This window comes from Thermomonas sp. XSG (genome assembly GCF_014678725.1).
GTDB lineage: Bacteria > Pseudomonadota > Gammaproteobacteria > Xanthomonadales > Xanthomonadaceae > Thermomonas.
In genome coordinates this window covers 1,172,195-1,192,248 of record NZ_CP061497.1, presented here as the reverse complement: position 1 = coordinate 1,192,248, position 20,054 = coordinate 1,172,195, and the positions used below count along the sequence as shown (strand labels likewise).

Annotated in this window: 16 protein-coding genes, 1 tRNA gene and 1 riboswitch; of the genes, 4 read left to right on the top strand and 13 right to left on the bottom strand. The window is 68.3% G+C overall.

Annotated elements, in window-relative coordinates:
- Window positions 1-42: 42 nt before the first annotated feature.
- Window positions 43-272: riboswitch (cobalamin riboswitch) on the bottom strand.
- Window positions 273-304: 32 nt separating this feature from the next.
- Together ICG51_RS05650 and ICG51_RS05645 are read right to left on the bottom strand one after the other, a co-directional pair.
- Entirely contained in the window at window positions 305-676 is a 372-nt protein-coding gene (locus tag ICG51_RS05650; RefSeq protein WP_190282026.1) for a TfoX/Sxy family protein, read from the bottom strand.
- On the bottom strand, window positions 673-1,158 hold the full coding sequence (locus ICG51_RS05645) for a GAF domain-containing protein (RefSeq protein WP_190282025.1): 486 nt from the start codon (window positions 1,156-1,158) through the stop codon (window positions 673-675). Before ICG51_RS05645 ends, ICG51_RS05650 begins: the two co-directional genes overlap by 4 nt.
- 37 nt (window positions 1,159-1,195) lie before the next feature.
- On the opposite strand from ICG51_RS05645, the gene ICG51_RS05640 reads away from it, so the two are divergent.
- Together ICG51_RS05640 and bioD are read left to right on the top strand one after the other, a co-directional pair.
- Window positions 1,196-1,933 (top strand): TMEM175 family protein, encoded by a 738-nt coding sequence (locus ICG51_RS05640; RefSeq protein WP_190282024.1) that lies wholly within the window; start codon window positions 1,196-1,198, stop codon window positions 1,931-1,933.
- The gene (gene bioD, locus ICG51_RS05635) at window positions 1,933-2,610 is read left to right on the top strand and encodes a dethiobiotin synthase (protein WP_190282023.1); all 678 of its coding nucleotides are present in this window, start codon (window positions 1,933-1,935) and stop codon (window positions 2,608-2,610) included. Before ICG51_RS05640 ends, bioD begins: the two co-directional genes overlap by 1 nt.
- 90 nt (window positions 2,611-2,700) lie before the next feature.
- Here the strand turns inward: bioD and ICG51_RS05630 are convergent, their stop codons facing one another.
- Complete coding sequence (locus tag ICG51_RS05630; RefSeq protein WP_190282022.1) at window positions 2,701-5,865, bottom strand: efflux RND transporter permease subunit; 3,165 nt, start codon at window positions 5,863-5,865, stop codon at window positions 2,701-2,703.
- Window positions 5,866-5,946: 81 nt separating this feature from the next.
- Window positions 5,947-7,137: an efflux RND transporter periplasmic adaptor subunit gene (locus ICG51_RS05625; RefSeq protein ID WP_190282021.1), complete on the bottom strand. Its 1,191-nt coding sequence runs from the start codon at window positions 7,135-7,137 to the stop codon at window positions 5,947-5,949.
- Between the two features lie 215 nt (window positions 7,138-7,352).
- Between ICG51_RS05625 and ICG51_RS05620 the strand changes: the two genes are divergently transcribed.
- A complete protein-coding gene (locus ICG51_RS05620) occupies window positions 7,353-9,590 on the top strand; it encodes a patatin-like phospholipase family protein (RefSeq protein WP_190282020.1) in 2,238 nt (745 codons plus the stop codon).
- Between the two features lie 106 nt (window positions 9,591-9,696).
- On the opposite strand, the gene ICG51_RS05615 is transcribed toward ICG51_RS05620, so the two are convergent.
- On the bottom strand, window positions 9,697-10,092 hold the full coding sequence (locus ICG51_RS05615; RefSeq protein WP_190282019.1) for a phasin family protein: 396 nt from the start codon (window positions 10,090-10,092) through the stop codon (window positions 9,697-9,699).
- A gap of 154 nt (window positions 10,093-10,246) precedes the next feature.
- Entirely contained in the window at window positions 10,247-10,795 is a 549-nt protein-coding gene (locus ICG51_RS05610; protein ID WP_190282018.1) for an RNA pyrophosphohydrolase, read from the bottom strand.
- Window positions 10,796-10,913: 118 nt separating this feature from the next.
- On the opposite strand from ICG51_RS05610, the gene ICG51_RS05605 reads away from it, so the two are divergent.
- Window positions 10,914-10,990, top strand: a tRNA-Met gene (locus ICG51_RS05605).
- Between the two features lie 119 nt (window positions 10,991-11,109).
- Here the strand turns inward: ICG51_RS05605 and ICG51_RS05600 are convergent.
- From ICG51_RS05600 to ICG51_RS05570, 7 genes are all read right to left on the bottom strand, one after another.
- A complete protein-coding gene (locus ICG51_RS05600) occupies window positions 11,110-11,691 on the bottom strand; it encodes a DUF411 domain-containing protein (protein ID WP_190282017.1) in 582 nt (193 codons plus the stop codon).
- 32 nt (window positions 11,692-11,723) lie between these two features.
- On the bottom strand, window positions 11,724-12,761 hold the full coding sequence (locus ICG51_RS05595; protein ID WP_190282016.1) for a copper resistance protein B: 1,038 nt from the start codon (window positions 12,759-12,761) through the stop codon (window positions 11,724-11,726).
- Window positions 12,758-14,551: a copper resistance system multicopper oxidase gene (locus ICG51_RS05590; protein WP_190282015.1), complete on the bottom strand. Its 1,794-nt coding sequence runs from the start codon at window positions 14,549-14,551 to the stop codon at window positions 12,758-12,760. Before ICG51_RS05590 ends, ICG51_RS05595 begins: the two co-directional genes overlap by 4 nt.
- 97 nt (window positions 14,552-14,648) lie before the next feature.
- Window positions 14,649-15,044 (bottom strand): CopL family metal-binding regulatory protein, encoded by a 396-nt coding sequence (locus tag ICG51_RS05585; protein WP_190282014.1) that lies wholly within the window; start codon window positions 15,042-15,044, stop codon window positions 14,649-14,651.
- 119 nt (window positions 15,045-15,163) lie between these two features.
- A complete protein-coding gene (locus tag ICG51_RS05580) occupies window positions 15,164-16,516 on the bottom strand; it encodes a diguanylate cyclase (RefSeq protein ID WP_190282013.1) in 1,353 nt (450 codons plus the stop codon).
- Window positions 16,517-16,576: 60 nt separating this feature from the next.
- Window positions 16,577-19,456 carry a valine--tRNA ligase gene (locus ICG51_RS05575; RefSeq protein ID WP_190282012.1) on the bottom strand — a complete coding sequence of 960 codons (2,880 nt, stop codon included), beginning with the start codon at window positions 19,454-19,456 and terminating at the stop codon, window positions 16,577-16,579.
- Between the two features lie 101 nt (window positions 19,457-19,557).
- Window positions 19,558-19,983, bottom strand: a complete 426-nt coding sequence (locus tag ICG51_RS05570) for a DNA polymerase III subunit chi (protein ID WP_190282011.1) — start codon at window positions 19,981-19,983, stop codon at window positions 19,558-19,560.
- Between the last annotated feature and the right edge of the window lie 71 nt (window positions 19,984-20,054).

Genomic DNA, 20,054 nt, shown 5'->3' with positions numbered 1-20,054 from the left:
GGACGCAGGCGCACGCGCGGGGCCGCGCGACGCCCTCCGCATCGCCATCAGACTGCCTGGGGCCGGTCTCCGGGCTCGCGCGCGGCGCATCCCTCGCGGGATGTTCCCCTCCGGCGCCTTCCCATGCGCATGCACAGTGGCCGATGCCGGAGTTGTCGCGCTTACCGTTGCGGGGGCAGCGCCGGACTGGAGGCGCCTTCGCGCTTCGTCACCGGCTTCCCGTTTCAACCCGCGGAGCATTCCGCAAGGTCACCTCAAGCGCGGGCATTGTAGCCTGCCGCCGCGGCCGGACCCTTGCCTTGGGTCAATCGGCGGAGCCGCCGTGGCGGTCGTCGTCGAACAGCGCGAACGCCGGCGCCGCCGCTTCCTCATGATGGGTGGTGGTCACCGGCGCCGCGGCGGGCCGTCCGCGCGGCGGCGGCAGCAGCGCGATGGCGGCTTCGGCGGCCTGCACCAGTTCGTTGCGGCGCGCCTCTGTCACCTCCTGCCAATGGCAGTCCAGCAGCGCGCCTTCCAGCGCGTACAGCAGGTTGAGGCTGGGTTTGAAGCCGGCCCGGCGCACCTTCATGTAGGCGCCGACGGCACCGGCTTCGGACAGGTCTTCCAGCGTGCGCAACCCGACCTGGCGCAGCCATGCCGCGGACTTGGGGCCGATGTTGCGCAGCTTCACGTTCATCCAAGCGATTCCAAGTACGCCCGGGCGATCGCTTCCAGGCCATGCTGGTCTTCAACGGAAAAACGCGCGGGGATCGGACTGTCGATGTCGAACACGCCCAGCAGCGCATCGCCCTGGTACAGCGGGACCACCAGCTCGGAGCGGCTGGCCGAATCGCAGGCGATGTGGCCGGGGAACGCGTCCACGTCTTCCACCCGCTGGGTGGCGCGGGTGCTGGCGGCGGCGCCGCACACGCCCTTGGACAGCGGGATACGCACGCAGGCGGGCAGGCCCTGGAAGGGGCCCACCACCAGTTCGGTGCCGTCGAAGAAGTAGAAGCCGACCCAGTTGAGGTCGGGCAGCGCGTGGTAGACCAGCGCGGACAGGTTGGCGGCGTTGGCGGTGCGGTCGCGCTCGCCGTGCAGCAGCGCGCGCGCCTGCTCCAGCAGCTGGGCGTACTGTTCCGGCTTGCTGCCGGTGAGTGTGGTGGCGGAAAAACTCATGCGCCGAGTCTAGCAGCGCGCACGCTATGCTGGCGGCATGAGCGAACCCCCCTCCTTGCGGCGCATGCCCGACGGTTTCCTCGAGCGCGGCGAGCAGGTGACGCGGCTGGAAGCCTTCGTGGACGCCGCCTTTGCCTTCGCCGTCACCTTGCTGGTGATTTCGCTGGATGCGATTCCGGACAGCATCCCGGCCCTGATCGAGGCACTCAAGGGCATTCCGGCGTTCGCCGCATCGTTCGCGCAGATCGCGTTCTTCTGGTATTCGCATGCGAGCTGGAGCCGGCGTTACGGCATGAATGACGGTGCCGGTGTCTGGCTGAGCCTGCTGCTGGTGTTCCTGGTGCTGGTCTATGTGTATCCGCTGAAGATCGTGTTCGGCGCGCTGTTCTACTGGATCAGTGGCGGCTGGTTCCCGACGCCGGTGCAGTTGGCTTCCGTGGGCGACCTGCGGGCGATGTTCTCCATCTACGGATTGGCCTACGCCACGCTGGCCGGCAGCATGCTGGCGCTGTACGCGCATGCGTGGCGCAGGCGTCAAGCATTGCAGCTGGACGCGGAAGAGACGGTGCGCACGTATGGCTACGCCGCCAGCTGGGGCTGGAGCGTGCTGGTGGCGCTGCTGTCCATCGCGGTGGCGGTGGGATTGCCGGGCCGCATCACGCCGTGGCTCGCCGGTGCGCCCGGCATGGTGTATGCGCTGATGTCGTTCTCGCCGCTCATCGCCAAGGCGGCCATGCGCCGCGCGCGGTCACGATGCGCGGCAGGCATCGCCTGATGTTTTCGATCTACGTCACCGGCACCGATACCGGCATCGGCAAGACCTTCACCAGTTGCGCGTTGCTGCATGCATTGCGGGGCCAAGGCCTGCGCGCAGTAGGCATGAAGCCGGTGGCCAGCGGCTGCGAGCGCATCGACGGCGCGTGGCAGAACGAGGATGCGCTGGCCTTGCAGGCGGCGGGCGAGGCCGGCATCGCCTATGCCGACATCAATCCGTTCGCGCTGGAACATCCGCTGGCGCCGGAACTGGCGGCGCGCGATGCCGGGGTCGAGGTAGCCTTGCCGCCACTCCTCGATGCGCATGCGCGGCTGGCGTCGCGCAGTGATGCGGTGGTCGTCGAGGGCGTGGGCGGTTGGGCCGCGCCGCTGTCGGCATCGCTGATGCAGGCCGACCTGGTGCGCGCGCTGCGGCTGCCGGTGGTGCTTGTCGTCGGGCTGCGGCTGGGCTGCCTCAACCATGCGTTGCTCAGCGCGCACGCGATTGCTGCCGATGGGTTGCATCTTGCCGGCTGGATCGGTTCGCACGTCGATCCGGCGATGGAGCGCGTCGAAGACAATCTGGCGATGCTGCGCGAACGCCTGCCGGCGTCGTGCTGGGGCGTGCTGCCATATGCACCGGATGCGGGTCCGGCGGCGATGGCACGGCATTTGCGGATTCCGTTCCTCGCGAAATGAACCCGGGGCGGGTGCAGCTGCCCGTTGTCACCGCCAAACAAAAACGCCCGGTTCCCCGGGCGTTTTCGTCTTGCATCATCCGCAATGCGGTCAACCGTGCTGCGGTTCCGGCAATGCGTCCGCATCCCCTGCGGCCTGCGGATCGTGTGCATGGTCGCGCGCCAGGTACAGGTAGAACGCCGGCAGCACGAACAGGGTGAACAGCGTGCCGATGGTCATGCCGGAGGCGATCACCACGCCCATCGAGAACCGCGACGCCGCGCCCGGGCCCTTGGCCAGCAGCAGGGGGATCATCGCGAACACCAGCGCGGCGGTGGTCATCAGCACCGGGCGCAGGCGGATGCCGGTGGCTTCCTCGATCGCCTCGCGCTTCGACAGGCCCTGTTCGATCTGCAGCTTGTTGGCGAACTCCACGATCAGGATGCCGTGCTTGGAGATCACGCCGACCAGCGTGACCAACCCGACCTGCGTGTAGATGTTGATGCTCATGCCCGGGAAGGCCTCGATGCCGGCGAACTGCAGTACCTGCGACAGCAGCGCCAGCACGTTCAGCGCCAGCAGCGCGCCGCAGATCGCCATCGGTACCGTCAGCAGCATGATCAGCGCATCGCGGAAGCTTTCGAACTGCGCCGACAGCACCAGGAAGATCACCACCAGCGCCAGCGCCAGGGTCAGCAGCATCGCCGAGCCTTCCTGCTTGAACTGCCGCGACTCGCCGGCGTAGTCCACGCTGTAGCCCTGCGGCAGCACTTCCTTCGCGGCCTGGTCCAGGATCGCCAGCGCCTCGCCCTTGCTCACGCCGGGGCGGGGGGCGAAGGTGATCGACACCGCGTTGAGCTGCTGGAAGCGCTTGAGCGATTGCGGCTGCGCGCTTTCCTCGAGGGTGACGATGGTGGACAGCGGGATCAGCTGGCCGTCGCGGGTGCGGGTGTAGTAGTTCTCCAGCTGCGCCGCGTTGAGGCGGTCGCTGCGCTGCACCTGCGGGATCACGCGGTAGGCGCGGTTCTGCATCGAGAACAGGTTGGAATAGCCACCCGCCAGCATCGCCGACATGTCGGCGGCCAGCGTGCGCATGTCGATGCCCAGCGTGGCGGCCTTGTCGCGATCGATGTTGACCTCGATGCGCGGCTTGTCGATCTTCAGGTCCTTGTCCAGGAAGATGAAGCGCTTGCTGGCCATCGCCTTCTGCAGGATCGAATCGGCCAGCTCGGAAAGCTGCGACAGCTCGCCCACGCCGCCGATCACGAACTCGCCGCCGCCACCGCCACCACCTGCGCTGGGCAGCGAGGGCGGCACCAGCGCGAAGATGTTGAGGCCGGTGACCTGCGACATCTTCGGCTGCAGCTCCTGCTGCAACACCGCGTTGGTGGAGCGCTCGCGCTGGCTCCACGGCTTGAGTACGAAGCCGGCCATCGCGCTGGGGCTGGCGCCGCCGCCGCCGCCGAAGCCGCCGTTGAACAGGAAGTAATCCTGCACTTCGGGCACGGTCTTGGCGATCTTGGTGACTTCCTCGGTGTAGCGCTCCACGTAGTCCAGCGTGGCGATGGGGTCGGCGCTGGCGACCGAGAAGATGAAGCCCTCGTCCTCCACCGGCGCCGGTTCCTTGGGCGCGCCCATGTACAGGAACACGCAGCTGACCAGCACGATCAGGCCGAACGCGGCGATCACCGACTTCGTCTCCAGCGCCCCGTGCAGCTTGCGCTGGTAGGCGTGATGGAGCTTGTCGAACTTCGCATCCAGCCACGCCTCGAAGCCGCGCTTGGCGCGCGCCGGGTCGTGCGGCAGCAGGATCTTCGAGCTCATCATCGGCGTCAGCGTCAGCGCGATCACGCCCGACAGCAGCACCGCGCCGGCCAGGGTGAACGCGAACTCGGTGAACAGCACGCCGGTCAGGCCGCCCTGGAAGCCGATCGGCAGGTACACCGCGATCAGCGTGGTGGTCATCGCCACCACAGGCCAGGCCAGCTCGCGCGCGCCGCGGATGGCGGCGTCGAACGGACTCATGCCCTCCTCGATGTGGCGGTGGATGTTCTCCAGCACGATGATCGCGTCGTCCACCACGATGCCGATTGCCAGCACCATCGACAACAGCGTCAGCAGGTTGATGGTGAAGCCCATCAGCAGCATCAGGAACAATCCGCCGATCAGCGACAGCGGGATGGTCAGCGCCGGGATTAGCACGCTGCGCAGCGAGCCCAGGAACAGGTAGATCACCACGATCACGATGATCAACGCCTCGATCAGCGTGCGGATCACCTCGTCGATCGCGTCCTGGATCGCCTCGGTGCTGTCGTACGGGATGCTCGCTTCCATGCCCTGCGGCAGCTGCGGCACGATCTCGTTGTCCCAGACCTTGCGCATCGCCTTGATCACGTCGAGCGAGTTGGCGTCCGGGGCCACGTAGATGCCCATGAACGTCGCCGACTCGCCGTTGATGCGCACGGAGGTGCCGTAGCTCTCCGAGCCCAGCGCCACGTCGGCGATGTCGCCCAGCCGAACGATGGCGCCGTCCTGCTCGCGCACGATCAGCTTGCGGAACTCGTCGGCATTGCGCAGGTCGGTGCGCGCGGTCATGTCGATGGCGACCATCTGGCCCTTGGTAGAGCCCACCGCCGCCAGCACGTTGTTGGACTGCAGTGCATTCGACACGTCGCTGGCGGTGACTTTCAGCGCGGCCATCTTTTCCGGCTTCAGCCAGATGCGCATGGCGAAGGTGCCGGCGCCGAGGATCTCCGCGCGCTGCACGCCGTCCACGGTGACCAGCTTGGGCTGGATCACCCGGGTCAGGTAGTCGGTGATCTGATTGTTGTCCAGGGTCTCGCTCGCGAACGACACGTACATCGCCGCGATCTGCTCGCCCTGCTGCAGGTCGATGACCGGGTCTTCCGACTGCGGCGGCAGCTGGCCGCGCATCTTGTTGACCTTGGCGCTGATCTGGGTGAGCGCCTCGCTGGGATCCTTGTCCAGGCGGATGTAGGCCTGAATGGTGCTGACGCCGGCCGAGCTGGTCGACGACAGGTAGTCGATGCCCTCGGCGCTGGCGATCTCGCGTTCCAGCGGGGTGGTGATGAAGCCCTGGATGAGGTCGGCGTCGGCACCGAAGTAGGTGGTGCTGATGTTGACCACCGCGTTGCGCATTTCCGGGTACTTGCGCACGTTCAGTTCGCTGAAGGCGCGCAGGCCGAACAGCAGGATGAACAGGCTGACGACCATCGCCAGCACCGGCTTCCTGATGAAGATATCGGTGAATTTCATGGGGAATCCTGATTCAGGGCGGCGGCGGAAAAGGCGGTGCGGCAGAAGGCGTGGCCTGCTTCCGCGCGCTTGTCCCGGGCCTTACCTGTTCTCGACTTCGGGCTGCGCGTCGGACGTCGGGCGCACGTCGTTGTTGATGGTCACTTCGGCGCCGTTGCGCAGCTTCAGCAGGCCGGAGGTGACCACCTGCTCGCCGGCCTTGAGGCCGTCGGTGACCGCGATCAGGTCACCGCGGGTGGCGCCGGTCTTGATGAAGCGCTGCGTCACCACCAGCTTGTCGCCGGTCAGCGGCTTGCCCTGCATGTCGGTTTCGCCGGCCTTGCGCTTGACCTTGCCGATCACGAACACCGCGTTGCCGTAGGGGTTGAAGCTGACCGCGGTCTGCGGGATCACCACCACCTCGCGCTCGCTGCCGAGGTCGAAGGCGACCTTGGCGAAGCTGCCCGGGCGCAACGTGCCGTCGGGATTGCGCAGGGTGGCCTGGGCCTTGAAGTTGCGGGTGTTGGCGTCGACCTGCGGCTCCAGCGCGGTGACCGTGCCCTCGAACGTGCGGCCGGGCAGCGCGTCGACCGTGGCGCGCACGGTGGTGCCGTCCACCAGCTTGCCGATCATCTGCTCGGGCAGGCTGAAGTCGAGGTAGATCGGGTCGAGCTGCTGCAGGCTGACGACCGGCGCGCCCTGTCCCAGGAACTGGCCCAGGTTGACCTTGCGGATGCCCAGCACGCCCGCGAACGGTGCGCGGATGGTCTTCTGCGCGATCAGCGCGCGCTGCGCCTCCACCTGCGCGCGCGCGGCGGCCGCGGCGGCGGTGCGCTGCTGCACTTCATCCAGCGAAACCAGCTTGTCCTGGCCCAGCTGCTGCCAGCGGTGCGCCTGCGTTTCGGCCAGCCTGGCCGAGGTTTCCAGCGCCTTCAGCGTGGCCTCTTCGTTGGCGGTGTTCAGCCGCACCAGCACCGCGCCCGCGGCGACCGGTTGGCCGGCCTCGAACTCGATGCTGCGGACCACGCCGCCCGCCTCGGTGGTGACGTCGGTGCCGTTCACCGCCACCAGCGTGCCGACGGCTTCGCCGCCCTCGCTCCAGCGCTGCGGCTTGGCGGTCGTCGCCGATACCGACGCAGCCGGTTGCGGCATGTTGTCGAAGAAGTTGTTGGTCTGCTTGGCGAAGAACGCCTTGAGCAGGAACACGCCGCCGAACACCACGGCGACGCCGACCAGCATCAGGGCCCAGCGCAGGGCCGGACGGGGCGGACGACGGGAAGACTGGGCTGTCATGGGGAAAATTCCTGGGGGGAAGGCCGGCATCGCGGTAACGCCGGCAGGCGGCGATGCGGGACTGCGGGACGTCAGGCGGAAAGAGCGGGGGATCATATACCCGACGGTATAGTAAATGCCAGCGCAAATGCGACTCATGTGCCGGTGGTCATGAAGGCCGGGCAGCCGTGACTTAGAGTTGCGGATTGGCCTGATGGCCGGGGAGCGGAAAAGCGATGGGGCGGAAGCGCGTGTGCGGCTTGCTGGCGGTGCTGCTGCTTGGGTCGTGGCCGGTCGGCGTACAGGCGCGGCCCGCCGAGGTGGCGGTCGATGCGCCCTGCGTCGGCCTGGTGCTGGGCGGTGGGGGCGCGCGTGGCATCGCCCATGTCGGCGTGCTCAAGGTGCTGGAGCGCGAGCGCATCCCGGTTTGCGCGATTGCCGGCACCAGCATGGGCGCGATTGTCGGCGGGCTGTACGCGGCCGGCTTTGACGCCGCCGAGCTGGAGCAGCTGCTGGCCAGCATCGACTGGAATGACATGTTCGTCGACAGCCCGCCGCGCGCGCAGCTGCCGATGGAACGCAAGCAGGAGGACTTCCGCCACCTGGTAGATCTGGAGATCGGCTATCGCGATGGCCGCCTCAGCATCCCGGCGGGACTGGTGCGCGGGCAGAAGCTGATGCTGCTGTTGCGCCGGCTGACCCTGTCGACTTGGCGCGCGGAGGATTTCGACCAGCTGCCCATCCGGTTCCGCGCGGTCGCCGCCGACATCGTCACCGGCAGGAAGAAGGTGTTCGCCGACGGCGACCTGGCGGTGGCGATCCGCGCGAGCATGTCGGTGCCCGGGGCGTTCGCGCCGGTGCGGGTGGGGGAGCAGCTGCTGGTGGATGGCGGCATGGCCGAGAACGTGCCGGTGGACGAAGTGCGCGCGATGGGTGCGCACCCGATGGTGGTGGTGGACGTGGGTTCACAGCTGCTCAAGGAGGACGCGCTGACCAACCCGGCGGTGGTGCTGGACCAGGTGATCACCGCGCTGATTGCGGAAAAGACCGCGCGCAGCCTGGCAACGCTGGGTGATGCCGACCTGCTGCTGCAGCCTGCACTGGGCGATATCACCGCGGCGGATTTCCATCGCGCTGCCGAAGCGGTCGCGATCGGCGAACACGCCGCCGAGGCGCAGTTGCCGCGCCTGCGTGCGCTGGCGCTGCCTGCCGCGGAGTACACCGCCCTGCGCGCGCGCCAGCGGCACCGGGCATTCGATCCCGGGCTGCTCGCCTTCCTCGACGTGGAACCCGGGCAGACACCCTCGGCCACCCGGCGGGTGGCGTGGGCCACGACGCCATTGGTGGGCAAACCGTTCGAGGTTTCCGCGGTGGAGCGCGCTGTCGCCAATGCGTATGGTGACGGTCGCTTCGAAACCATCGACTACCGCCTGCAGGAACGCGATGGCAAGGCAGGCCTGGTCATGCAGCCGCAGCAGAAGCCCTGGGCCGCATCCGGCCGGGTGGGGTTGCAGCTGGACGACGACTTCAACGGTCGCAGCGACTACCTGCTGTCGGCCGAACTGGTGTTCAACGACGTCAACCGGATCGGCGGAAAGTGGCGAAACCTGATCCAGCTGGGGCGCATCACCGGCCTGCGCAGCGAGCTGTACCAGCCGCTTGGCCACCGGGGTGCGTTCTATCTGCGGCCCGCGCTGGAAGTGCGCAGCGAGTCGCTGCCGCTGTGGCAGCAGGGTGACCAACTGGCCGAATACCGGCTGTTGCGCCGCGAATTCGACTTCGGCCTGGGCTATTCGCCGCAGCCGGCCTGGCGGATGGAGCTGGCGCTGGTCGGCGGACGCGACAGCGCACGCCTGGATGTCGGTGGTGCCGGGCTGGTGCAGGCGGGATCGGAGAGCTTTGCCGGGCTGCGCGCCGGCGCGACCTGGGACACCCTGGACAGCGTCGATTTCCCCACCAGCGGTGGCCGCGTCGACCTCGAACTGCTGTCCCTGCATCCCTGGGCTGGCACCAGCGCCGACGGCGAAGTGGCGCGGGCATCTCTGGACTGGGCGGTGGCGTGGAAGCGCTATCACCTGCTGCTGGGCACGCGTCTGGCCAGCGCGCTGGAGGACGATGCCGGCGGCCTGCGTTCGCAGACCTTCCTCGGCGGGTTCCTGAACCTGTCCGGCTACGCCGAGCGTTCGCTGGTCGGCAGCCAGGCAGCGCTGGCGCGGGCGGTGTTCTACCGCCGTACCGGCGATACCAGCCGGCTGTTCTCGCTGCCGCTGTATGTCGGCGCCAGCGTCGAGGCTGGCAACGTGTGGAATACCCGCAGCGAATTCGGGCGCGGCAGCGCGGTGGTCGCCGGCAGCGTGTTCGGTGGGCTGGACACGCCGCTCGGGCCGGTGTTTCTGGGCTTCGGCCGCAACAGCAGCGGCGCCGATTCCTGGTACCTCAGCTTCGGTTCGATGCTGCGCCAGGAGCCGCGCTGACCGCGCGCCGCGCAGGCAAAAAAAACCCGGCGGCCTAGGGGCCACCGGGTGATCGGACGCAGGACCTGAAGGGGGAGCGGGCTGCGTCAGTCCCTTGGGGGAGGGATTACTTGGCGGCCTTCGAGGCGGCCTTGGTGGCCTTCTCGACTTCGGCCTTGACCTGCGCGCCGGCCTGCTCGAACTGGCTCTTGGCCAGGGTGCCGATGGCTTCATTGGTCTTCAGGGTGCCGGCGAAGGCTTCCTGCGCGGCGCCGAAGCTGCGCTCGGCGTTGGCGCGGGCGATCTGGATGCCCTTCGGCCACACGGCCTTAAGGCCTTCGGCGTCGCGCACGTCGATCAGCTCGCCGGCAAAGGCGAAGCTGGCGTTGAGGTTTTCGCTGATCGCAGCCAGCTGCAGGCCGAACGCCTTCTCGGCATTCTCGAGGGCGAGGCGGTTGACGCTGGCGGCGGCTTCGGCGAACTGGCTGGTGGCCTTGCTGAACTGGTCGTTGAACTGGTACATGGGGGTCTCCTGGCGTTGCCGTGGCACCGGATGCGGGAATCTCCGGTTTGTGCGATGCAACATACGGCAGTAATTGTTGCGATGCAACATTGCACCGACGAGCGGTCGCCATGCATTCAGCTTTGTTTCCAGGCCGAGTGCCGGAGATCGGGCTTCACCGCCGCGGTGCGTGGCCGGAGCGCAGCGGCGCGGAGGCCGCAGCAGGCTCGGGAATCGCGTGTGAGCCGGCCACGTCGCGGGCCATCGGTGCCAGATGGGCCAAGGCGCGGGCATAGACAGTGCGCTTGAAGGTCACCACGTGTTCCAGCGGGTACCAGAAATGCACCCAGCGCCAGCCATCGAATTCCGGGGTCTCGGTCAGGTCCAGCCGCAGGTCGGCATCGCTGCCCCGGAAGCGCAGCAGGTACCAGACCTGCTTCTGGCCGATGCAGACCAGCCGGTCGCGATGGCGGATGGCATGCGGCGGCAGGCGATAGCGCAGCCAGCCTGGCGTGGCGCCGAGCACCTCCACGTGCCGGGGCAGCAGGCCGGTCTCCTCCTGCAGCTCACGGTACATCGCCTCAAGCGGGGTTTCGTCGCTGTTGATCCCGCCCTGCGGGAACTGCCAGCCGTCCCGGCGCACGCGTCGCGCCCAGAACACCCGCCCGTCCTCGTGCATCAGCACGATGCCCACGTTGGGCCGAAACCCGTCCGGATCGATCACGATGCGGACTCCAGAAATCTACTGTCCCCGACTCTGCCAGCCGGACCGTGAAGCCGCAACCGCACGCCCCGCCAATTGACGACGGCCGGCAAACCCGGAATAATTCCGGGTTCGCGTTGGCTATGTAGCTCAGCCGGTTAGAGCACAGCACTCATAATGCTGGGGTCGGTGGTTCGAGTCCACCCATAGCCACCAACGACGCATTGCAGCAAACCCCGCGGATCTGCGGGGTTTTTTTGTGCCTGCGACCGCGGGATCCGCTGCCTCCCGCACGCGCTGAGGGCGCGGCCTGATCCGTGTGGCCGTGCCCTGAGTCATCTCGCCTCCTTGCCACCATGATGGGCGTACGCGGTGGTGGTGCCATCGGTTTCGACGCGCTCCACCGTGTAAGGCTGGACGCGGCCGTCTGGGGTTTCCATGCCGGGGGAGCCCAGTGGCATGCCCGGCACGACCAGCCCGCGCGCCCGCGGCCGTTCGGCCAGCAGGCGCTTGACGTCGTCGGCAGGGACATGGCCTTCCACGAAATAACCGCCGACCTGCGCGGTATGGCAGGACACCTTACCGTCAGGGACGCCAAGCCGCTGGCGCACTGGCTCGAGATCCGCGCGTTCCTCGACCTGCACCTGGAAACCGGCCGCGCGCATGTGTTCCACCCACGCGCCGCAACAGCCGCAGGTCGGTGTCTTGTGCACCAGCACGACCGGCAGTGTCGCTGGGGTGGCGGTGCTGGCGTCGCCGGCCTCTCCGGCGCGGGCGGCATCCAGCCCTGCTGCCGCTGCAGGCGCCGCCGCCGCAGTGGTGGCGACGCGGCTGCCCAGGTCCGGTGCGCTGCATCCGGCCGTCGCGCCGAACGGCACAAGTGCGATGCCGAGCGCCATCGTGTTGAATCGTTCCATCCTCGTTCTCCTGGAAATCATCGGGCCGTGCATCAGAACCAGATCCGGATGCCGGCCACGACGGTGGTGTCGTCTGCGCGGTGGCCTGCGGCGCGACGCAGGTCGGCCGTCCTGCCGAAAGCCCGGCCATGCTCGATGCCGATGTACGGCGCGAACTGCCGGGTCACCTCGTAGCGCAGCCGCAGGCCCGCCTCGAGCGTGGACAGCCCGGCACCGATCGCCAGCGCGGGATCGTCCTTGCCGTAAGCGCGCGCCTCGGCGCGCCACTGCAGGATCCAGCGATTGCTCAGCAGGGTGTCGTACTCGGCTTCCGCCTGCAGCAGCGTCCGTCCCTGCTGGCCCGCATAGGCGGTGGCGGACACCTCGAACTTGTAGGGCGCCAGGCCCTGGATGCCGACGCCCACCCAGCTGCGCCCGGGGCCTTCGCCGAAGTCGTGGCGGACGCCCGCCACCACGTCCCACCAGGCGCGGATGCCGCGGCCGTACAGGCCCTCCATGCTGGCGCGCTCGACCGTGTCCTGCAGCGCATGGCCTTCGGTCCGCCACCAGAACCTGTGGAGGTCGCCACCGATCCAGCCGCTGCCTTCCCAGCCCAGCGCGGTGCCGTCGTCCGCATCGGAGACTTCCAGGCGGTCGACCAGGCTGTAGGCGTGGGTGCTGGTGCCGTGCTGGTGGTGTGCATGGACGGCAGGGAAGGCGGCGGCGCGATCGGCGTCGGTGGCCACCGGGATCGGCTCGCGCGGTGGTGCATCGACCGGCAGATCGCCTGCCGCATGCCCCATGGCCGAGTGCTCCATCTTCGAATGGTCCATCTTCGAGTGATCCATCGTCGAGCGGTCCATCGTCGAGTGATCCATCTTCGAGTGGTCCATCTTCGAGTGGTCCATCCTCGAGCGGTCTTCGCCCTGTCCCTGTCCTTGCTGCGAAGTCGGCGCCGCGTGCGTGCGTGGCGTCGACTGCAGGGCCGGTGCCTTGGCCGGTGCCGCGTCGTGGCCGGCGTGCTGGGCCAGTACCGGCATTGCCGCGAGCGCGGTGGCCACGCCGATGACCAGTTGCTTGAGCCTGTTCATGCGCCTTCCTCCACCCGCACTTCGCGGAACATGCCTGACTCCATGTGGAAGAACAGATGGCAGTGGTAGGCCCAGCGGCCGAGCGCATCGGCCCGCACCCGGTAGCTGCGTTTCGTCCCGGGCGGCATGTCGATAGTGTGCTTGCGCAGATGGAAGTTGCCTTGCTCGTCTTCCAGGTCGCTCCACAAACCATGCAGGTGGATCGGGTGGCTCATCATGGTGTCGTTGACCAGCTCGATCCGGACCCGCTCGCCGTAGGCCAGCCTGAGCGGCTCGGCCTGGGCGAACTTCAGCCCGTCGAACGACCACGCGAACTTCTCCATGTGACCGGTCAGGTGCAGCTCGATCGTGCGCCCGGGCTCGCGCCCGTCCGGGTCCTGGAAGGTGCTTCGGAGGTCGGCGTAGGTCGCCACCTTGCGGCCGTTGTCGCGCAGGCCGATGCCCGGGTCCGACAGCCTCGGCGCCGGCATCATGGTCTGCATGTCCACCAGCGGGTTGCCGGTTTCGCTGGCCGGGTGCGCCTGCATGCCCGCGCCGCCGTGATCCATCCCTTGCATGTCGTGGCCGCCATGGCCGGATCCGCCTGCAGGTGCGCCATGAGCGTGTGCCATGCCATCCATCCCGCCATGGCCCATGTCCGCCATGCCGAGCAGCGGCCGCGGGTCCAGCGCCGGCACCGGCGCGCGCAGGCCCTCGCGCACGGCGAGGGTGGCCGACATCCAGCCGGTGCGCGCGCTGTCCTGGGCGAAGATGGTGTAGGCCTCCTGGCCCCGCGGCTCGACGATCACGTCGAACGTCTCCGCCGCCGCCAGCCGCAGCTCGTCGACCGTGAGCGGATGCACGTACTGGCCGTCCACCGCCACCACGGTCATCTCCAGGCCGGGGATGCGGACGTCGAAATAGGTCATCGCCGAACCATTGATGAAGCGCAGCCGCACCTTCTCGCCCGGCTTGAACAGCCCGGTCCAGTTGCCCAGCGCGGTGGTGCCGTTGAGCAGGTAGGTATAGGTGTGGGCGTTCACATCGGACAGGTCCGTCGGCGTCATCCGCATCCGGCCCCAGGCGCCGCGGTCGGCCAGCGTGGCCCGTGCGCCTTCGCGCTCGACGTCGCGCAGGAAATCGCCGACGGTCCGCTGGTGGTAGTTGTCGTGGCTGGACATCTTCTTCAGCCGCGCGAACAGCCGGGCCGGGTCCATGTCGGTCCAGTCGGACAGGAACACCACGTAGTCGCGGTCGAACGCGAACGGCTCCGGCTCGATCGGGTCGATGATCAGCGGCCCGTACATGCCGCCCTGTTCCTGGAAGCCGGAATGGCTGTGGTACCAGTAGGTGCCGGACTGCCGGACCTGGAAGCGGTACAGGTAGCTCTCGCCCGGACGGATGCCGTCGAAGCTCATCCCCGGCACACCGTCCATGTTCGCGGGCAGCAGGATGCCGTGCCAATGGACGGAGGTATCCGGGCCGTGGATCGAGCCGCGCGGCAGCTCGTTGCGCACGCGCAGGGCGACGGTCGTGCCTTCCTTCCAGCGCAGGATCGGCCCCGGCAGGCTGCCGTTGATGGTGACGGCCGGGCGCGTCCTGCCGGTGTAGTTGACCAGCGTCTCGCCGACGCGCAGGTCGAACTCGGTGCCGGCCAGCACCTCCGGCTGCCCGGGGGATCGCAGGGCCCAGCCGGGCTTGGGCCAGAGCCCGAGGGTGGAGACGGCGCCCGCCGCAGCGAGGCCTTGGATGAAACGACGGCGCGATGGCGAGGGCAGGCCGCCTCCGCTGCCGGAAGGAAACAGGGACATGGAACGCTCCAGGGGTCGAATGGCCGATGGACCGGCACTGACGCCCACCCTTGCGGCGTGGGCACGACAACCGGCGCCGTCGGCGCCGGGCTTCCCGTCAGCGGATGGGGGGCCGGATGTCCTCGCCCAATGGCGGCGCGGGAATGCCCAGCGTCGCCAGCGAGGCGACCAGGCCCGTTCCGGCAAGCGACGGCAGGTGGGGCAGCGGTAGGTCCAGGGCCTGGGCGTGATGCAGGCACAGGCACTGGCAGCTGTCGGCACCGCCGCAGCAGTCATCGCCGCAGTTGCCGTGCTGATCCGCGGACGCGGAAGCGCTCACCACGCCCGGCTGGCCGTCGTGCTGCGCATGAGGGTCGGCAACCATCCCGCTGGGAGCTGCAGGGTGGGCAGCCTGGCGCGCGTCCAGATGCATCGAAACCCCCGCAGCGGCGCTGCCGATGCTATTCAGCATCAGCGAGACTATCAACAGCCAGTGGGACAGCCTGCGCAGCATGCGGGGGACTGTAGCATCCGGGGACAAGCGGGGGTGAACAGCGGCGCACTGTTTTTGCCCGGAAACAGGCTGGCCTTGCCGGCCTGCCGTCGGCACCCGGCTGCGGCCGCAGGTGCTGCTCAGTCCTGGATGGCGTGGCGGGGCGGAACGGCTTGCTGTGCCGACATTTCCGCCGGCTCGGCGCGCAGCACGCAGCTGCGGTCGCGGCCCTGCTGCTTGGCCGCGTACAGCGCACGGTCGGCGCGCGAGAACACGGTGTCGAAGCTGGGATCCGACGGTTCGACGCAGGCGATGCCGAAGCTGGCGGTGATCGTGAGCGCGGGATGCTCGGGGCAGGGACGGCAGCTGGCGGTCATCAGCCGGATGCGTTCGGCAATCACGCGGGCGGCAGCCGCGTCGGTGTCCGGGAGCAGGATGCAGAATTCCTCGCCGCCCGTGCGCGCGCACAGGTCCTCCTCGCGCAGCGCGTGCTGGCAGCACCCGGCGAAGTCCTGCAGCACGTGGTCGCCGACGGCGTGGCCGTAATCGTCGTTGACCCGCTTGAAATGATCGATGTCGATGGCGACCAGGCTCAGCGGGGTGCCGTGGCGGCGGCTGCGCGCGAATTCGCTTTCCGCGCGCTCCTGGAAGCTGCGCCGGTTGGCCAGCCCGGTCAGGCTGTCGGTGCGCACCTGCCGCTGCAGTTCTTCCTTCAGCGCGTGCAGCTCGGTGATGTCGGTGACCAGGCCGATCAGCGCGGGGCTGCCGTTGAAGTCCGGCCACGGCACCACCACGCTCCAGTAGTGGCGAAGGCGGCCTTTGGAATCGACCAGGGATTCCTCTCCGGCGTAGCGCTCGCCGGTGGCCAGCATGCGGAGGTCCTTTTCCCAGAACGCGTCGGCGGCCTCGCGCGGCATCAGCTCGCTGTCCAGCCTGCCGATGATCTGCTCCACCGGCCGGCCGAACACATCGGCCAGGTGCCGGTTGGCATAGCGGAAGCGGCGATCGGCCCCTTTGACGTAGACCAGGCCGTCGATGTTGTCGAGCACCGTATCCAGCAGTTCCTTCTGCTGGCGCACCCGGTCTTCCAGCCGCTTCTTCTCGGTGATGTCGTGGGAAATCCCGAGCATCCCGGCGATGGCGCCGCTGGCATCTCGCAGCGGTTTCTTGATCGACCAGTAGCTGCGCGATTCGCCGGTGGCGTGGATGTGGTTGGTTTCCTCGCGGGCGATGGTTTCGCCCAGCTCCAGCACGCGCCGGTCGGTCTTGCGCAAGGTGTCGCCGGCTTCGCCGATGTCGACGAAGTCGGTGAACGACTTGCCCAGGACGGCATCAAGCGGATGACCGCCCAGCAGGTCCAGCACCAGCTGGTTGGCGTAGGTGTAGCGGCCGCCCAGGTCGGTGGTGTAGACGAACGCGCCCACTTCGTCCAGCAGCTGGCGGTAGGGATCGGTGGTGATGGGCGCGCCGCTGCCCGGGGTCTGGCTGGCCATCTGTGGATGCCCTCGCTGGCGTGTGCGTCGCCCCGGCGCGGTGGCCCCGGGGCGCTGGTGCTAGCCCAGCCTACTCCGTTGCGCGGAGAGCGCGTCAAGCTTGCCGGTCCAGTCGGCCAGGCGCGCCCGTTCCTGCTCCACCACCGCGGCCGGCACGCCGGCGCCGAACCTGGCCAGCTTGGCCTCGCTCTTGTCCTTTTCCGCCGCGACCTTGGCGATTTCCTTGTCCAGGCGCGCGCGCTCGGCGTCGAGGTCCACCAGGCCTTCCAGCGGCACGAACAGCTGCAGCTCGCCGACCACGGCCGGTGCGGCCGCGGGCGGCTCACCGGCGATGATTTCGATGCGTTCCAGCTTGCACAGGAAGCGCAGCGAGGCATCGAAACGCTGCAGGCGCGAGGCATCGTCGGCGCCGCCGCCGCGCGCCAGCAGGGCCAGCTGCTTCGCCGGCGACACGCCCAGTTCGCTGCGGATGCGGCGCACCGCGCTGGCCATGGCCTTCAGCCATTCGATGTCGGCCTCGGCCTGCGCGAAGGCGGCGGTGTCGATGTCGCCGGCCTGCGGGTACGGCTGCAGCATCAGGCTGCCGGACTTGCCGAGTTTCGGCGCCACGGCCTGCCACAGCTCCTCGGTGACGAACGGGATCAGCGGATGCAGCATGCGCAGCAGTGCGTCCAGCACGTAAAGCAGGGTATGGCGGGTGCTGTCCGCGGTGGCGGCGTCATCGGTCGCTTCCGGCACCCTGCCTTCAGCGACACTCGCACCTCCCTGTGCAGCGCCATTCAAGGCCGGCTTGGCCAGCTCCACGAACCAGTCGCAGAACTGGTTCCAGGCGAATTCGTACAGGCACTGCGCCAGCAGGTCGAAGCGGTAGCTGGCGAAGTGTTCCGCGGCTTCCGCGCTGACCCGGTCGAGCTGCGACAGGATCCAGCGCTCGGCGTCGGTACGCGGCTGCGGCTTGCCGGTGAAGGTTGCGTCGCCGACGTTCATCAGCGCGAAACGCGTGGCGTTCCACAGCTTGTTGCAGAAATTCTTGTAGCCCTCGGCGCGGGCGAGGTCGAACTTGATGTCGCGGCCCGGCCCGGCCAGCGCGGCCATGGTGAAGCGCAGCGCGTCGGCGCCGTGCGGGTTGATGCCGTTCGGGAACTCCTTGCGGGTGTCCCTTTCGATCTTCTCGGCCATCTTCGGCTGCATCAGCCCGAAGGTGCGCTTGGCGACCAGGTCGTCGGCGCTGATGCCGTCGATGATGTCGATCGGGTCGAGCACGTTGCCCTTCGACTTCGACATCTTCTGGCCGTTCTTGTCGCGCACCAGACCGGTGATGTAGACGTCGTGGAACGGCACCTGGCCGGTGAAGTGGTCGGTCATCATCACCATCCGGGCGACCCAGAAGAAGATGATGTCGAAGCCGGTGACCAGCACGTTCGACGGCACGTGCCGGTCGAAGCCGCGCTCGGCCATCGCCGCTGCGTCCGGCCAGCCCTGGGTGCTGAACGGGAACATCGCCGAGGAGAACCAGGTCTCCAGCACGTCCGGGTCCTGCCGCAGCGGCGCATCGCCGAGGCCGTGCGCCGCGCGCACCTCGGCCTCGCTGCGGCCCACGTAGACCTTGCCTGCTTCGTCGAACCACGCCGGAATGCGGTGGCCCCACCACAGCTGGCGGCTGATGCACCAGTCCTGCAGGTTCTCCATCCAGTGGCGGTAGGTATTGATCCAGTTCGGCGGCACGAACTTCACTGCGCCCGACTCGGCCAGCGCCAGGCCGCGCTTGCCCAGCGTGTCCATCTGCACGAACCACTGGTCGGTCAGGTAGGGCTCGATCACCTGGCCGCTGCGGTCGCCGCGCGGCACCTGCAGCTTGTGGGGCTTGATCTCCACCAGCAGGCCGGCGGCCTCGAGGTCGGCGACGATCAGCTTGCGCGCCTCGAAGCGGTCCAGGCCGCGGTACTTGCCGGCGATGTCGTCGCGGTCGGACACCACCTTGGCGTCGTCGGTGAAGATATTGATCATCGGCAGGCCGTGGCGTTGGCCTACCGCGTAGTCGTTGAAGTCGTGCGCCGGCGTCACCTTGACCACGCCGGTGCCGAAGGCGCGGTCGACGTAGTCGTCGGTGATCACCGGGATGCGGCGGCCGGTCAGCGGCAGCTGCACGAACTTGCCGTGCAGCGCGAGGTAGCGCGGGTCTTCCGGATGCACCATCGCGGCGGTGTCGCCGAGCATGGTTTCGGGACGGGTGGTGGCTACCACCACGTAGTCGCGGGTCTCGCGCAGGATCTCGACGCCGTCGGCATCCACCTCCACGTGCTCGTAGCTCGCGCCATCGGCCAGCGGGTAGCGGATCGACCACAGGTGGCCGTTCTCTTCCTCGCTCACCACTTCCAGGTCGGAGATCGCGGTCTTCAGTACCGGGTCCCAGTTGACCAGCCGCTGGCCGCGGTAGATCAGGCCCGCATCAAACAGGCGTACGAAAGCCTCGGTGATCGCCTGCGACGGCATCGGGTCCATGGTGAACACGCTGCGCGACCAGTCGCCGCTGGCGCCCAGCCGGCGCATCTGCCGCTCGATGGTGTCGCCGCTGTGCTGCTTCCATTCCCACACTTTTTCGATGAAACGCTCGCGGCCCAGCGAATCGCGGGTTTCGCCCTTGCCCTCGATGGCGAGGTTGCGGCTGACCACCATCTCGGTGGCGATGCCGGCGTGGTCGGTGCCCATCTGCCACAGGGTGCGGTAGCCGCGCATGCGGTGGTAGCGCACCAGCGCGTCCATCAGCGTGTGCTGGAACGCATGGCCCATGTGCAGCGTGCCGGTGACGTTGGGCGGCGGCAGCAGGATGGTGTAGGCCGGGCCGTCGCCGGTCGGCGCGAAGGCGCCGCTGCCTTCCCACTGCTGGTACAGGCGGTTTTCGAAGGATTGCGGGTCGAAGCCGGAGGCGAGGGTGGTCATCGGTGCGTCGTCATCGAAAGCGGTTGGTGTTCTTCATGCAGGCGCGGCCGGGGCCGTACCCGTGGCGTTTGGATCGGAGCTGTTGCCCCGCCTGCACGCCATTACATGTCGTATTTCTTGAGATCGAAGCCCAGCGACTGGTAGTGCTTCCAGCGCTCGCGCAGCGGGCCGCGCGCGGCCGGGTCGGCCGGCACCACTTCCAGCACGCGCTCGAAGGCGCCGACCGGCGCGTCGTCGCGCAGGTTGATCAGCAGCGGGCGCGGCGCGGGGTCGGATTCCGGCGCGGCGATCAGCACCGGCGCCTCGTCCTCGTCCTCGTCCATCCCGGCGATCTGGTGCGGCAGGTACTCGTCGGGATCGAACGACCACAGCAGGTCGTCCAGCGCTTCCGCCTGCGCCATGTCGCGGGCCAGCACCAGCGTCGGCAGGTCGGCGGCGAATGCACGCTTGGCCAGCTCGCAGACCAGCAGCAGCGGCTGTTCGCGGAAGCGCGGCTTGTCGATCAGGTAGAAGTCGGCGCGGGGCATGGTGGTTTTCCGTAGGAGCGCACCGCAGGGGCGCGATTGCTGTTGTCGGGTACGCAATGGGCATCGCGCCC

What these genes read in the sequence shown, in the direction of transcription:
- ICG51_RS05650 (WP_190282026.1), bottom strand. Translation starts at nt 676, where the DNA reads ATGAACGTGAAGCTGCGCAACATCGGCCCCAAGTCCGCGGCATGGCTG.
- ICG51_RS05645 (WP_190282025.1), bottom strand. Translation starts at nt 1,158, where the DNA reads ATGAGTTTTTCCGCCACCACACTCACCGGCAGCAAGCCGGAACAGTAC.
- ICG51_RS05640 (WP_190282024.1), top strand. Translation starts at nt 1,196, where the DNA reads ATGAGCGAACCCCCCTCCTTGCGGCGCATGCCCGACGGTTTCCTCGAG.
- bioD (WP_190282023.1), top strand. Translation starts at nt 1,933, where the DNA reads ATGTTTTCGATCTACGTCACCGGCACCGATACCGGCATCGGCAAGACC.
- ICG51_RS05630 (WP_190282022.1), bottom strand. Translation starts at nt 5,865, where the DNA reads ATGAAATTCACCGATATCTTCATCAGGAAGCCGGTGCTGGCGATGGTC.
- ICG51_RS05625 (WP_190282021.1), bottom strand. Translation starts at nt 7,137, where the DNA reads ATGACAGCCCAGTCTTCCCGTCGTCCGCCCCGTCCGGCCCTGCGCTGG.
- ICG51_RS05620 (WP_190282020.1), top strand. Translation starts at nt 7,353, where the DNA reads ATGGGGCGGAAGCGCGTGTGCGGCTTGCTGGCGGTGCTGCTGCTTGGG.
- ICG51_RS05615 (WP_190282019.1), bottom strand. Translation starts at nt 10,092, where the DNA reads ATGTACCAGTTCAACGACCAGTTCAGCAAGGCCACCAGCCAGTTCGCC.
- ICG51_RS05600 (WP_190282017.1), bottom strand. Translation starts at nt 11,691, where the DNA reads ATGGAACGATTCAACACGATGGCGCTCGGCATCGCACTTGTGCCGTTC.
- ICG51_RS05595 (WP_190282016.1), bottom strand. Translation starts at nt 12,761, where the DNA reads ATGAACAGGCTCAAGCAACTGGTCATCGGCGTGGCCACCGCGCTCGCG.
- ICG51_RS05590 (WP_190282015.1), bottom strand. Translation starts at nt 14,551, where the DNA reads ATGTCCCTGTTTCCTTCCGGCAGCGGAGGCGGCCTGCCCTCGCCATCG.
- ICG51_RS05585 (WP_190282014.1), bottom strand. Translation starts at nt 15,044, where the DNA reads ATGCTGCGCAGGCTGTCCCACTGGCTGTTGATAGTCTCGCTGATGCTG.
- ICG51_RS05580 (WP_190282013.1), bottom strand. Translation starts at nt 16,516, where the DNA reads ATGGCCAGCCAGACCCCGGGCAGCGGCGCGCCCATCACCACCGATCCC.
- ICG51_RS05575 (WP_190282012.1), bottom strand. Translation starts at nt 19,456, where the DNA reads ATGACCACCCTCGCCTCCGGCTTCGACCCGCAATCCTTCGAAAACCGC.
- ICG51_RS05570 (WP_190282011.1), bottom strand. Translation starts at nt 19,983, where the DNA reads ATGCCCCGCGCCGACTTCTACCTGATCGACAAGCCGCGCTTCCGCGAA.